Below are 13,247 nucleotides of genomic sequence, written 5' to 3'. Positions count from 1 at the left end.
TGGCGCGCCGCATCCTTGTTGCCAGCGTGACGGTCATGGGTGAAAAACAGGAAATCGATGCACGCTTCATCCGGCAACGTGTCGATGCCTTCTCGCAGCGCCAGGCCCGCCGACCGCCAGGCATCAGGACCGCCCTCCAGCAAGCGGACTTCAGCTTGCGGTAGTTCCAGTGCCGCCAAGGCTGCCAATCGAGGGTCATCGGCCACCAGCACCAATGGCCGCCGCTCACCCGCCAGCGCACTGGCCAATAACGGCCGGATCGACCAGCGCGCCCCGGCGATATGCCCTTGGCGATAGGCCCTGCTCGAACGCAGGTCGATCAATGCCACGGCGTCATCCCTGAGGGCATCGGCCAAGGCCCGCGCGCTGATCAGCGGCAATGCTTGCGGCGCGACAACGGCTGGAACCGGCAAAGCCACGCCGCTGCTCAACCCGCCCGACAACACAAAGGCCTGGTGACCCAATTGCCGCAGCCAACTGGCGATGATCGGTGCACGCACGCCGTCGTTGTCGAACAGCACCACGCGCGCCTGGCGCACCCCCACATACAGATCGGTGGATTGAATCAACTGCCCGCCCGGCGTGTGCTGCGCACCCGGCAACGTGCCGGCGGCAAACTCCTCGGCGGTGCGCACATCGCAGAGGAAAAGGCTGCGCCCGGCGTCCGTCGCCCACTGCTCGACCTGGGCAGCCTCGACGGCGGGCACCCCGGCCCGCGCGGCCAGTCGTGCCGCCGCCAAGCGCTGGCCCGGCAACGTGCTGCCTGATACCTCATCGGCATACCGACGCTCACTACCGCGTTCCAGTTGGAGATCTTCCAGGTCCCAGCCTTGCGTACCGTTCTCCAGGGCATAGATCGGGTTTTTCAGACCCAGGTCGATCAGCGTCTGGGCACCGATGATGCTGCGGGTCCGGCCGGCGCAATTGACCACGATGGGGGTCTGCTCGTCCGGTACCAAGTCGTGCACGCGGTAGCCCAATTCACCATTCGGGCAACAGATCGAACCAGGAATGGTCATCTTGCGATACTCCTCCAACGGTCGGCCGTCGAGGATTACCAGCGGTTCACCCTCGGCCTGCCATTGCGCCAGTTGACGGGCAGTGAGGTGAGGGGTGTGACGCACCGCCTCCACCTGCTCGCCAAACGCCTTGGAGGGCACATGCACACCGGCGAACAACTGATAGCCGGCGGCCTGCCAGCCGTCGGCGCCGCCCTCCAGGATGTGCACATTCACGTAACCCAGTGCCCGCAGGCGTTGCGCCGCGTGCACGGCGAGGTCCCCGCCATCCTGGTCGTGAATAACCAACCGAACCGCGGGGTTGGGTGCCAGCCGCCGAGCGTCCAGCTCCAGGCGGCTATAGGGCAGGTTCACCGCGAAGAACAGATGGGCTTCGCCATACTGGCCGTGCTCGCGCACGTCGAACAGGGCGATTTCCTGCCCGTCGAACAGCCACTGCTGCAGTTGCTGGGGGGTTACGGTCTGGCTCATGGGGGTCCCGCCGGAAGAAATGGAATGACTGGAATTCAAGGGGCGTCAGTGGGCATAGGCCTTGATCGACGGTGCCATTTGCGAGGCGTTGTAATTGAGGATGCGTCCGTCCGCCTCGACGCCGTAGCGGCCGTTGAGCGATTCCAGCGGCAAGCCATAGAGATGGAAATGCAGGGTCGGTTGCTCCCCGGCCACGCGGATTCCATGCACGTCCTCACCCAGGAACGCGATGGACGTCCCCGGCTGCACGATGACTTCTTTTTCCAAGTGCAAAGTGGTGTAGCCCGGCTCGCGACCTTCATCAGTGCGCCGATAGACGTAGTTGATTTCCTGGCCTTCGACAGCACTGATGATCGCCCACGTCTCATGGTTGTGGGGGATCGTGCTTTTGCCGGGCAACAGCGAGTTCAGGTACAGGGTCGGGGTGTCGCCGTCGTCATTGAGGCGATAGCGGAACGCAGTGCTGCCCTGCCCCGGAACCGGCGCGGGAAAGGCGTCGAAGTTGAACAAGTCGCGGCGCTCGGCCAGGCCTTCCAGGAGGGCAACGATGTCCTCCAAGGCCGCGCGGTCCACGCCGCGCTGGTGGATGACACGCACTTTCTGCAGAAAATCTTCGATGACGTCAGGACGCTTGAAAATACTCATGGGGCGGGCTCCTTGTTTAACGGAAAGTCAGACGGACAGGCTGTAGCGGCTCAGGTTGGTCAACAGGTACGGATCAGCGGCGATGGGCACCCGCCGCCCCGACTCGCCCAGGGCATGGTGCAGGAATTCCCGGGTGCGCTCGTGGGTGGGGTGCTGGAAAATCCGGGCGGCGCTGCCATGCTCGACGATCACGCCGTTCTCGGTGAAATAGACCACGTCACTGATCTCCTCGGCGAAGCGCATTTCGTGGGTCACCAAGACGCAGGTCATGCCCTCTTCGGTCAGCTCGCGAATCACCGTCAGCACCTCGCCGACGGTTTCCGGGTCCAGGGCCGAGGTCACTTCATCGAACAGGATCAGCTCCGGACGCATCGCCAGGGCACGGGCAATCGCCACCCGCTGTTGCTGGCCGCCCGAGAGCTGCCCCGGATAGGCATCGGCCTTGTGTTCCATGCGCACCTTGGCGAGCAAGGCACGGGCGTCTTTCTCGGCGTCGGCTCGATGGCGGCCCAGGACCTTGCGTGGCGCGATCACCAGGTTCTCCAACACCGACAGATGCGGGAACAGGTTGTACTGCTGGAACACGAACCCCACACGCTTGCGCAGCTCGATGCGCTGGGCCTCATGGGCCAGGGTGTGGACCTCGGTGGCACCGACGCGAATGCTGCCCCGCTGGGGCTGCAACAGGCCGGTGATGCAGCGCAGGATCGTCGACTTGCCCGAGCCGGACGGGCCGATGATCGACACGGCCTCGCCACGGCGCACCTCCAGGTCGATGCCCTTGAGCACCGGGTTGCCGCCGAACGAAAGGTGCAGGTCGCGCAGGCTGACCAGGGGTTCGGCGACGGTTTCAATAGAAGGCATAACGTCGCTCCAGGTATTGGGTGAGACGGGAAATCGGGTAGCAATAGGCAAAGAACAGCACCAGCAGGCTCAGGTAGATCACCACGGTGAACCCGGTCTGGTTCACGGTGTTGCTGGCGATCTGCGCGGTGTCGATCACGTCATGCACGCCCACCAGGGAGGCCAGCGCAGTGCCCATGGTGATCACTGCGTAGAGGTTCATCCAAGGGGGCAACATGCGCTTGAAACACTGCGGCAGGATGATCGAGCGGAAGATCTGCCCACGGCTGAACGCCAGGGACCGCGCGGCCTCCCATTGGGTGCTGGGGATCGAGGCGATGGCGCCACGGAAGATCTCCGCGACATTGGCGCTGGCCGGCAACGCCAGGCCAAGCGTGACCTTGACCCAGTCGGGGAACGCGACATAGGCACTGCCGATACGAATCTCGAACGGAAACACATAGGTGGTGAAATAGATCAGCACCAACCAGGGCGCGTTGCGGAAGACCTGCACCCAGAGCCGCGCCGGCCAGCGCAGCACGCGCAGGGGCGACACGACCATGGCACCGACCAGCAGCCCCGCCACGGAGCCCGACCCGATGGCCAACAGGCTGATCAGAATGTTCTGGCCGAACCCGGCGGCCAAGGCGGGAGACCACTGCAGCAACGCCTTGAGCACCGGGCTGTGTTGAGCGAAATACCCCAGTGCGCACAGCGCGCCCACGCCCAACAGCAACTTGCCGATATGGCGACGCGGCCAGGCCCGGGGCAAAACGACGGACGAATCAATGGCCATAGCCGGGCATCCTCAGGCGCGCTTCGAGCCAGCGCCCCACGCAATTGACGGTGAAACTCAGCAGGCCGAAAAAACCCAGGATCAGGATCATCAGCTCCAGCACGTTATCGCTCTGGGTCCAGATCATGATGGCCGCGTAGGTGATGTCACCCACTGCGATGGCCGAGGCCACGGCGGTCATTTTCACCAGGTCGATCAGGTTATTGATCAGCGCGGGCAAGGCGAAACGCAGGGCCAGCGGCAATTGTACGTTCCATAACAATTGGCGATTGTTGAACGCCAGCGAACTGGCCGCCTCCAGCGTCACCGTGGGCACGGCTTCGATGCCGGCCCGCAGTGCCTCGGCGTGGAACGCACCCTTGTGCAGCGAGATCACGATCACCACCCAGGCGAATGGTGTCAGCGGGTTGGCCGCACCAACGGCCTCGGTCAGCAACATGTTCAACACCAGGAACGCGCAATACAGCTGCACCAGGGTTGGCGTATTGCGGGTGACTTCGACAAACACCCGGGCAGGTCTCGTGAGCCAGGGCTTGCCCGAGGTCAACATCGCCGCCAGACCGACGCCGGCCAGCAGGCTGCCGATGATGGTCAGCAGGCACAACAGCACCGTGGTCAACGCGCCCTGCCCCAGCGTGCCGCGCTGATAGGCATCGAGCAGGAAGTTGTAGTTGAGGCCAAACCCGGCGCTCCAGTGGACGAATTGCTCCAGCCAATGGGTCATGGGCGAGTACCTTGAGCGTCGAGATGGGTCGAGAGAGACGTAAGCACGACTATCTCAGGCGCCGTTGGCCTGGAACTGTTTCTGCAACTCCACCAAGGCCGGTGATGCAGGGGTAATGCGATTACGGGTCTGGGCCTCGATCAGCCAACCGCTGCGGTGCAACTGCTGGATGATCGGGTCGAGCTTGGCCTGGGTGTCACTTTCGCCTTTGCGCGTCCAGATCACCGAGGGTGCCGGGTTCAGCTCCGGACTCAGGGCGCGGTAGCCCTGCCATTCGGGGTTCTCGGCAACCAACGGATTGATCAGCGTGGCGTCATGCACCGCGGCGACGCAATTGTTGCCCCGCAGTGCCAGGAGCGATTCCGAGGAACTCTTGAAGGCCTTGATCTCGACGCCCAGCTCTGTGAGCGGCTTGATGTAGCTGCTGCCCTGGGAGGTGCATACCGGCTGATTCTTCAAGTCTTCCCAGCGGCTGATCTTGCTGTCCTTGAGCACTGCCGCAGTGCCGCCGACGCGGTAGAACGGCGTGGGCACGAAGCCGAGGATTTCACCGCGCTCGGCGGTCCATTCCATGTTGGCAATCAGCAGGTCGACCTTGCCCTGCTGCAAGAACTGCACGCGGTTGGCGGGAAGCACCGGCACCAACTGCACCTCGGCGCCGAGTTGCCGGCCCAGTTCCTGGGCGAGATCGACGTTGAAGCCGCGAGGTTTCTGGGTAGCGGGATCGATACCGCCGAACGGTCCACCGGACAACAACACACCCACCACCAACGCGTGGCGTTGCTCCATCTTGTCCAGCGTGGCATCGGCATGGGCAAGGTGGACGGTCGACAACGAGACCAGGGCGCCCAGCAGGACAGGCAGCAAGCGTTTTACGGGTGAGCGCTCAAGTGACATGGAATTCCCCTCATGGATGGCCGGCGTCCCCCGGCCTGATGAGTGGGCATCCTAGGTAGCACTCGGAGCCGACGGAAATTCAAATATCTAATATCGTTATAACTCGTCAGGTTTGGTCTCCAAACGAAAAACGAATAACCACGGTTTTATGGGGCCGAAGCGCATATCGAGCGAGAGCAGCCCACCCGACACATAAAAATCTGTAATGTTTAGGTTTTCAGCCTTGATATGAAACGATAGCCATGTCGACCTTGGATCTCGAATTACTGCGCACTTTCATTGCCGTGGTCGATCACCACAGCTTTGCCGAAGCGGGCGCCCAACTGGCCCGTACGCAATCGTCGGTCACCCAGCACATGCAGCGCCTGGAACAACAGGTCGGAGTCACGCTGTTCGAAAAACGCGGGAGGCACAAGCAGCTCACCGAAGCGGGCCAGCAATTGCTACGGCACGCACGACAAATGCTCTCGCTCAACGACGATGCGCTCAATTCCCTGCGTGAAAGCAGCCTGAGCGGCGTGTTGCGCATCGGCTCGCCCCACGACATCGCCGACACCATCCTGCCGCCGATTCTCAGCCACATCGCCCGCTCGGCTCCGCGCCTGCGCCTTGAAATCGACGTTGGGCGCAGCCCGTTCCTGATGGATGACCTGCACCGGGGCAAGGTCGACATGATCATCTCGACACGCCAGGACCCGAACCTGGAAGGCTTCGCGTTGCGCACCTCGCCGGTGTGGTGGATCTGCTCGGCGCAGTACCTCCACAATCCCGGCGAACCCCTGCCGTTGATCCTGGTGGATGAGCCGAGCATCTATCGGCGCTATGCCCTGGAAGCGCTCGAACGCGCGAATATCCCATGGCGCCAGGCCTACCTGGCCTCGAACCTGATCGGCATCAAGGCGGCCACCCGCGCCGGCCTGGGTGTCACGTCCCGCAGCATGGAAATGCTCGGTCCGGACATGCGCGTGCTGGGTGAGAACGATGGCTTGCCACGGCTGCCGGATGTGACCTATCACCTGTGGATCCGGCCCAATACCGTCAACCCGCTGGTGCGCCGGGCCTATGACCTGATCAGGAACAATCAAGGGCATTGAGACGACGCTCGTCATTGCCCGAAGCTGCTTCCGACAGTCAATACGCGAAGCCCTGCCCCAACTCACTTTCCATCCATTCCAGGAAACGCCGGACGCGAGGGAAACTCGAGTGGGCCTTGGGAAACACCAGATGGTGGGCTGCCACGGGGGCGCTGAGCGCCTCTGGCGCCACCTCGACCAGGCTGCCGGCCGCCAGGTATTTCTTCGCCAGCAACGTGCTTTCCAAGGCAAACCCCAACCCATGGCTCGCTGCTTCCAGCGACATGTATGACCGGTCGAAGCTCAAGGCGTAAGGTTTCTCCGGGCGCGCCAGGCCATGTTGCGCAAACCATTGCGGCCATTTGAGCAAGGTGGCTTCGGAAAGCACCAGGTCGCAATCCAACAGATCGGACGCGCTGCGGATCGGGCACTGCGCGAGCAGTTTCGGCGAAGCGAGCACCGCGAAGGTTTCGTTCTGCACGGTGCGGACTTCGTAACTGGGCCAGTTTGCAGTGCCGTGGCGGATATCCACGTCAATCTTGTCCCGACTGAAATGCAGGGATTCGTAGGAGCACGACAGGTTGATCTGGATATCCGGGTTGGACGCTCGAAAAGCCTCCAGTCTCGGCATCAACCACAACAACCCGAAGCTGGGCGCCGAGTGCAGGCGCAAACAGTCCAGGCTCACGTCGCTGGCCGCGCGCTCGGTGGCGACCGCCAGGCTATGGAGTACCCCAGAGACTTCCTTGAGGTATTGCTCACCCACCGGCGTCAGCGTTACCCCTCGAGCGGCGCGGACGAACAATTGCCGGCCAATCATGGCTTCGAGTTTCGCCAGTTGATGACTGACCGCAGAGGGCGTCAGGTCCAACACTTCCGCTGCCCTGGCGACGTTGCTGAACCGAGCCGTTTGCTCAAAAGCCTGAATTGCTTTCAGCGGTGGAAGAATCAAGGGGGCATCGGCGTCGGTACGCATGGTAGATCACTCGACAATAGTTCTAATGATTGTTGAGCTTCGCCGTGAAAGCGTCCATCCGCAAGCAACCGAGTGCTGAATTTTTTTCAGCACTGAATGATTTTTACGGCATTGCTCAGCCAGGAGGCAAAGCAGAAGCTGAGTCATCGATTTTTTCCAAATCGACCCAATAAAAACAATCCGAGGTACACCTCCATGCTTCTGCAAGGCAAAGTCGCGATCATTACCGGCGCCGCATCTGCCCGTGGCATTGGCCGCGCCACCGCTACGACGTTCGCCCAACACGGCGCCCGCGTCGTGATTCTCGACCTGGATGAATCAGCCGCACGCGACGCCGCCAACGCCCTGGGCGAAGGCCATCTCGGCCTTGCGGCCAACGTTGCCGATGAATCACAGGTCCAACTGGCGGTCGCCCAGGTCATCGAACATTTCGGCCGAATCGACATCCTCGTCAACAACGCCGGCATCACCCAGCCGCTCAAGACCCTCGATATCCGCCCATCGGACTACGACAAGGTCCTGGACGTCAGCCTGCGCGGCACCCTGCTCATGTCACAGGCGGTGATTCCGCTGATGCGCGAACAGCAAGGCGGCAGCATCGTCTGCATGTCTTCGGTGTCGGCCCAACGTGGCGGCGGCATCTTCGGTGGGCCGCATTACAGCGCCGCCAAGGCCGGCGTATTGGGCCTGGCCAAGGCAATGGCACGCGAGTTGGGTCCGGACAAGGTGCGGGTCAACTCCATTGCCCCGGGCTTGATCCACACCGACATCACCGGCGGCCTCATGCAGGACGAGCGTCGGCACGCGATCATCGACGGCATTCCGTTGGGTCGCCTGGGTGAGGCCCAGGATGTCGCCAACGCCGCCCTGTTCCTGGCCAGCGATTTATCGTCTTACCTGACAGGCATCACCCTGGATGTGAACGGCGGCATGCTGATTCACTGATGCATCTGGGAGGGCCATCGCGGCCCGTGCGGTTCTGGATCGAAGACCCCAGCCGGGCTGTTTGCCTGGCGGTCAATAAAAACAAGAGATCAGGCCATCATGACTACTTTGTCGCTCGAAGCGGTTTCGACCGTGCGTTCCAATGCCTACCGGAAAACGGCCTGGCGGCTGATGCCTTTCCTGATGCTGTGCTATTTGTGCGCCTATCTGGATCGGGTCAACGTCGGCTTCGCCAAGCTGCAAATGATGAACGACCTGGCGCTCAGCGAAACCGTCTACGGGCTGGGCGCGGGCATGTTTTTCATCGGCTATTTCCTCTGCGAAGTCCCCAGCAACGTCATCCTGCATAAAGTCGGCGCTCGCGTCTGGATCGCGCGGATCATGATCACCTGGGGCATCATTTCTGCGCTGTTCGCCTTCGTCGAGACCGCCTGGCAGTTCTATGCCCTGCGTTTTCTGCTCGGGGTCGCCGAAGCAGGACTGGCCCCGGGACTGCTGTTGTACCTCACCTATTGGTTCCCGTCTTATCGGCGTGCGCGCATGACCGTGCTCTGGTTCATCGCCATCCCCTTGTCGGGCATGGTGGGCGGCCCGCTCTCCGGCTGGATCATGAACCATTTCGCCGGCGTGCACGGCTGGGCCGGATGGCAGTGGATGTTCGTGCTCGAAGCCATTCCCACCGTTGTCGTCGGGCTGCTGGTGCTGAGTTATCTCAAGGACGGCGTGCATCAGGCTCATTGGCTGGACGATGAAGAGAAGGCCCTGGTCAGCCGTGAACTGGCCGAGGACAACCAGCAGAAGGTCACCCATGCCTCGGTGGGCGAGTTCGTCCGTGACCGCCGCCTGTGGCTGCTGGCCGGGATTTATTTCTGCGTGGTCATGGGCCAGTACGCCATCACCTTCTGGCTGCCGACACTGGTGCGCAACGCCGGGGTTTCCGATCCGCTGCACATCGGTTTCCTGACCAGCCTGCCCTACCTTTGCGCCATCGCAGCCATGTTGTTGATCGGCCGCAGCGGCGACAAGCATCGCGAGCGGCGCTGGCACCTGATCGCACCGATGATCGCCGGTGCCATCGGGCTGACGCTCGCCGCGCTGCTGGGGGGCAACATCCTGCTGTCCATCCTGAGCCTGTGCCTGGCTGCGTCCGGCATCCTCTCTGCGTCCTCGATGTTCTGGATGCTGCCCACGACCTTGCTCGGCGGGGTATCCGCCGCCGCGGGCATCGCGGCGGTCAACAGCTTCGCCAACCTTGCCGGCTTCTGCTCGCCCTACCTGATTGGCTGGATCACCACGCAGACCGGTTCCAGCGCCATCGGCATGTACCTGATCACCGGCGTACTGCTGGGCGGCGCCTTGCTGGTGCTGCGCATTCCCGCCGCCCTGGTCAATCGTTAAGTCACCGGAGTTCCACCATGACTCGCTCGCTTTCATCTGCTTCATCCACGTCCCTGGCCGACCGCGCCCACAATATCCGTCGTCATGCGCTGCGCATGGGTCAGGTCCAGGGACAAGGCTACGTCGGCCAAGCCCTGGGCGCCGCCGACCTGCTGGCGGTCGCGTACTTCCACGCCATGAACCATCGGCCCGAAGACCCTGAGTGGGAGCAACGTGATCGCTTCTATCTCTCCATCGGCCATTACGCGATCGCGTTGTACGCGGCCTTGATCGAGGCCCGGATCGTTCACCTCGATGAGCTGGAAACCTATGGCGCGGACGACAGCCGGCTGCCCATGTCGGGCATGGCGACGTACACGCCGGGCATGGAAATCACCGGAGGCTCCCTCGGCCAAGGCTTGGGCATCGCCGTAGGTGCCTGCCTGGGCCTGAAGCGCAAAGGCTCGCCCGCCTTCATCTACAACCTGCTGTCGGACGGTGAATTGAACGAAGGTTCGACCTGGGAAGCCGTGATGTCGGCGTCGCACTGGAAGCTCGACAACCTGATTGCCATCGTCGACGTCAACAACCAGCAGGCCGATGGCTACTCCAGCGAAATCCTTTCGTTCGAGCCGATCGTTGACCGCTGGCAAGCCTTTGGCTGGTTCACCCAACGCGTCGACGGCAACGACCTGGATGCCCTGGTGACAGCATTCGATGCGGCGCGCAATCACCCTTCCAGCCAGCCTCGGGTGATCATCTGCGACACACGCATGGGCAAGGGTGTGCCGTTTCTGGAAAACCGCGAGAAGACCCATTTCATCCGCGTCGAAGAACACGAGTGGGACCTGGCGCTGAACAACCTTGAAGAAGGAAAACACTCATGAGCAACGCCGCCAACACACCTGATGCGATGGGCCAGCCGGGCAAGAAACGCCTGACCACCTCGGCGATGATCGCCTCGATTGCCGCCGAAGGACAGGCGACGAAACCAGCACCATTCGGCCATGCGCTGGCCGCACTGGCGGACCAGCGCCCGGACATCGTCGGTCTGTCCGCCGACCTGTCCAAATACACCGACTTGCACATCTTCGCCAAAGCCCATCCGGATCGTTTCTACCAGATGGGCATGGCCGAGCAGTTGCTGATGAGCGCCGCGGCGGGCATGGCCCGGGAAGGTTTCGTGCCGTTTGCCACGACCTACGCGGTGTTCGCTTCCCGTCGGGCCTACGACTTCATTTGCATGGCGATCGCCGAGGAGAACCTCAACGTCAAGATCGTCTGTGGCTTGCCAGGCCTCACCACCGGTTACGGTCCGAGCCACCAGGCCACGGACGACCTGGCGATCTTCCGCGCCATGCCCAACCTGATGATCGTCGATCCTTGTGACGCGCTGGAAATCGAGCAGGCTGTACCGGCCATCGCCGCCCACCAAGGCCCGGTCTACATGCGTTTGCTGCGCGGTAACGTGCCCTTGGTGCTGGACGAATACGGCTACACGTTCGAGATCGGCAAGGCCAAGACCCTGCGCACCGGCAACGATGTGCTGATCATTTCCACCGGGTTGATGACGATGCGTGCCTTGGAAGCCGCCAAGCAACTGCAGGCCGACGGCATCGATGTTGCGGTCCTGCACATGCCGACCATCAAGCCGCTGGATGAACACACCCTCCTCGCCGAGGCCAGAAAGCCAGGGCGACTGGTGGTGACCGCGGAAAACAGCTCCATCATCGGCGGGCTGGGCGAAGCGGTTGCCGGTGTCCTGCTGCGCAATGGCGTGACCCCGACATTCAGGCAAATCGCGTTGCCAGACGCCTTCCTCGACGCGGGCGCGCTGCCGACGCTGCATGATCGCTACGGCATTTCCACCCAGGCCGTTTGCGCGCAAATCAAAGCCTGGCTTTAACAGCAAGCGCCGGGTACCGGCGATAGGTACCCGGCAGCCCCAAGCAAAAGGGAGCGAAACCTGATGCCTGATGAATGGCTCGATCCCGCGTTCAGCGGTCTTGTGGCCTCGGGTGCGGAACAATGGTCACTGAGCACGCTGCCGGCCATCCGCGCCCGAGTTCATTCGACGTTCAAACCCGAGCACCGCGCGCGATGCGAAGTGCGCTGGATTCCAGGCGCCGATGCCGAACGCCTGCGCCTGTGCCTCTACCGACCGAAATGCCTGGCGTCTGATGCAAACCTTCCGACGATCCTGTCCATCCATGGCGGTGGCTTCGTACTCGGAAAACCCGAAATGGCCGATGACTTCCTGGCGGACCTGGCCGACGAGTTGGGTGCGTCCATCATCGCGGTGGATTATCGACTGGCGCCCGAACATCCCTTTCCGGCGTCCCTCGACGACTGTTACAGCGCCCTCGCCTGGCTGTTCGAAAACAGTCAGGACCTGCACCTGGATCTCTGGCGCATTGCGGTCATGGGGCATAGCGCCGGCGGCGCGCTTGCCGCCGCATTGACCATCATGGCCCGCGACAAAGCTCGGTTTCCGCTCGCCGGCCAGGTGCTCATCTACCCCATGCTCGACCACCGCACCGGCTCAGCCCAATCCCCCTACCCGAGCCGGGAAACAGCCACGTTCAGTTGGCTGCCGGAACCCAATCAGTTCTGCTGGCAGTGCCTACGCGGTGGCTACGCCCTGGACGACGATCGTGTCGGCCTGTTTTCACCGGCCTTGCAACCAGACCTTTGCAACCTGCCGCCGACGTTCATCGCGGTCGGCGCGCAAGACCTGTTTCTCGAGGAAGACATCGATTTCGCCATGAGGCTGTCTCGCGCAGGGGTTGCCCTGGAGCTTCACGTCTATCCTGGGGCGCCACACATGTTTGACCAGGTGCCGGGGCGCATCGCGGATCAATCGACCTGCGACATCGTTCGGGCGTTGAAAGTATTTTTGAGGAGGTGACGAAGCGGGATCCGGACCTGCAATCCAACGGTGAAAACTTGCGCGCCAGCGTCTATGGTAGATATCTGCAACGCAGACCATCCCCCAATAACAAGATTGCCGTGAAAGCCCAGCGCGGGCGTCACGCCCGATGGGAGCCTTTCATGACCCTGCACAGCGCGCAGCCGATCCCCAGCGAACTGGCGGCCTTCGTCAACGACCATTTTTCCGGACGCGGCCTGAAGCCAGATGGCGTCATCGCACAGTCCTGGTACCGCAGCGTCGTGGAGCACCGGCTCGATCCCGGTGCGGCGAGCCGCAAGAACATCCTCAGCGCCGAGGACATTCGTCGCCATCAGGAACAACACCAGCAGTATCTTTCCATCGCCAGCCAGGGCGTCAGCGGTCTGGCCCGGCGCGTGGTGCCCGCCGGCTTTGCCGTGCTGCTGAGCGACGAGCGCGGCATCACCCTGGATTCGCGACTGCCCGACCAGCCCGACATCTATACGCAATCAGGGCTGGTCGTGGGTGCGCAGTGGGAGGAATCGGTGGTGGGCACCAATGGCATTGGCACAACGCTGGCAGCCGCGCAGC

At 62.5% G+C, this 13,247-nt stretch carries 14 protein-coding genes and 1 pseudogene; 8 read left to right on the top strand and 7 right to left on the bottom strand.

The window, feature by feature from the left end; genetic code table 11:
• The 6 genes from OC610_RS10790 to OC610_RS10765 all read right to left on the bottom strand — a co-directional run.
• Window positions 1-1,490 (bottom strand): rhodanese-like domain-containing protein (locus OC610_RS10790; protein WP_264427770.1); only part of this gene is annotated, 1,490 nt, incomplete at its 3' end.
• A gap of 45 nt (window positions 1,491-1,535) precedes the next feature.
• Window positions 1,536-2,135 (bottom strand): cysteine dioxygenase family protein, encoded by a 600-nt coding sequence (locus OC610_RS10785; protein ID WP_264427769.1) that lies wholly within the window; start codon window positions 2,133-2,135, stop codon window positions 1,536-1,538.
• A gap of 27 nt (window positions 2,136-2,162) precedes the next feature.
• The gene (locus tag OC610_RS10780) at window positions 2,163-2,999 is read right to left on the bottom strand and encodes an amino acid ABC transporter ATP-binding protein (protein WP_264427768.1); all 837 of its coding nucleotides are present in this window, start codon (window positions 2,997-2,999) and stop codon (window positions 2,163-2,165) included.
• Window positions 2,986-3,774: an amino acid ABC transporter permease gene (locus tag OC610_RS10775; RefSeq protein ID WP_264427767.1), complete on the bottom strand. Its 789-nt coding sequence runs from the start codon at window positions 3,772-3,774 to the stop codon at window positions 2,986-2,988. The genes OC610_RS10780 and OC610_RS10775 overlap by 14 nt, the downstream gene beginning before the upstream one ends.
• Window positions 3,764-4,498 carry an amino acid ABC transporter permease gene (locus tag OC610_RS10770; RefSeq protein ID WP_264427766.1) on the bottom strand — a complete coding sequence of 245 codons (735 nt, stop codon included), beginning with the start codon at window positions 4,496-4,498 and terminating at the stop codon, window positions 3,764-3,766. Before OC610_RS10770 ends, OC610_RS10775 begins: the two co-directional genes overlap by 11 nt.
• Before the next feature lie 54 nt (window positions 4,499-4,552).
• Window positions 4,553-5,395 carry a transporter substrate-binding domain-containing protein gene (locus OC610_RS10765; RefSeq protein WP_264427765.1) on the bottom strand — a complete coding sequence of 281 codons (843 nt, stop codon included), beginning with the start codon at window positions 5,393-5,395 and terminating at the stop codon, window positions 4,553-4,555.
• 242 nt (window positions 5,396-5,637) lie between these two features.
• Between OC610_RS10765 and OC610_RS10760 the strand changes: the two genes are divergently transcribed.
• A complete protein-coding gene (locus OC610_RS10760) occupies window positions 5,638-6,489 on the top strand; it encodes a LysR substrate-binding domain-containing protein (protein ID WP_264427764.1) in 852 nt (283 codons plus the stop codon).
• A 37-nt stretch (window positions 6,490-6,526) separates the two neighbouring features.
• Here the strand turns inward: OC610_RS10760 and OC610_RS10755 are convergent, their stop codons facing one another.
• Window positions 6,527-7,444, bottom strand: coding sequence for a LysR substrate-binding domain-containing protein (locus tag OC610_RS10755; protein ID WP_264427763.1), 918 nt, complete (start codon window positions 7,442-7,444; stop codon window positions 6,527-6,529).
• 44 nt (window positions 7,445-7,488) lie between these two features.
• On the opposite strand from OC610_RS10755, the gene OC610_RS10750 reads away from it, so the two are divergent.
• The 7 genes and pseudogenes from OC610_RS10750 to OC610_RS10720 all read left to right on the top strand — a co-directional run.
• Window positions 7,489-7,617 (top strand): hypothetical protein, encoded by a 129-nt coding sequence (locus tag OC610_RS10750; RefSeq protein ID WP_264427762.1) that lies wholly within the window; start codon window positions 7,489-7,491, stop codon window positions 7,615-7,617.
• A 22-nt stretch (window positions 7,618-7,639) separates the two neighbouring features.
• On the top strand, window positions 7,640-8,389 hold the full coding sequence (locus OC610_RS10745) for an SDR family NAD(P)-dependent oxidoreductase (protein WP_264427761.1): 750 nt from the start codon (window positions 7,640-7,642) through the stop codon (window positions 8,387-8,389).
• 99 nt (window positions 8,390-8,488) lie between these two features.
• Window positions 8,489-9,787 (top strand): MFS transporter, encoded by a 1,299-nt coding sequence (locus OC610_RS10740; protein ID WP_030141715.1) that lies wholly within the window; start codon window positions 8,489-8,491, stop codon window positions 9,785-9,787.
• 17 nt (window positions 9,788-9,804) lie between these two features.
• Window positions 9,805-10,653 carry a transketolase gene (locus OC610_RS10735; RefSeq protein WP_264427760.1) on the top strand — a complete coding sequence of 283 codons (849 nt, stop codon included), beginning with the start codon at window positions 9,805-9,807 and terminating at the stop codon, window positions 10,651-10,653.
• Window positions 10,650-11,672, top strand: a complete 1,023-nt coding sequence (locus OC610_RS10730) for a transketolase family protein (protein WP_264427759.1) — start codon at window positions 10,650-10,652, stop codon at window positions 11,670-11,672. Before OC610_RS10735 ends, OC610_RS10730 begins: the two co-directional genes overlap by 4 nt.
• 60 nt (window positions 11,673-11,732) lie before the next feature.
• Complete coding sequence (locus tag OC610_RS10725) at window positions 11,733-12,674, top strand: alpha/beta hydrolase (protein WP_408636567.1); 942 nt, start codon at window positions 11,733-11,735, stop codon at window positions 12,672-12,674.
• Window positions 12,675-12,817: 143 nt separating this feature from the next.
• Window positions 12,818-13,247: pseudogene (locus tag OC610_RS10720) on the top strand (sigma-54-dependent Fis family transcriptional regulator); the annotation flags it as partial.

The sequence above is a fragment of the Pseudomonas agronomica genome (genome assembly GCF_025917275.1).
GTDB classification, from domain to species: Bacteria; Pseudomonadota; Gammaproteobacteria; order Pseudomonadales; family Pseudomonadaceae; genus Aquipseudomonas; species Aquipseudomonas agronomica.
This window is presented reverse-complemented; position numbering and strand designations above follow the sequence as displayed.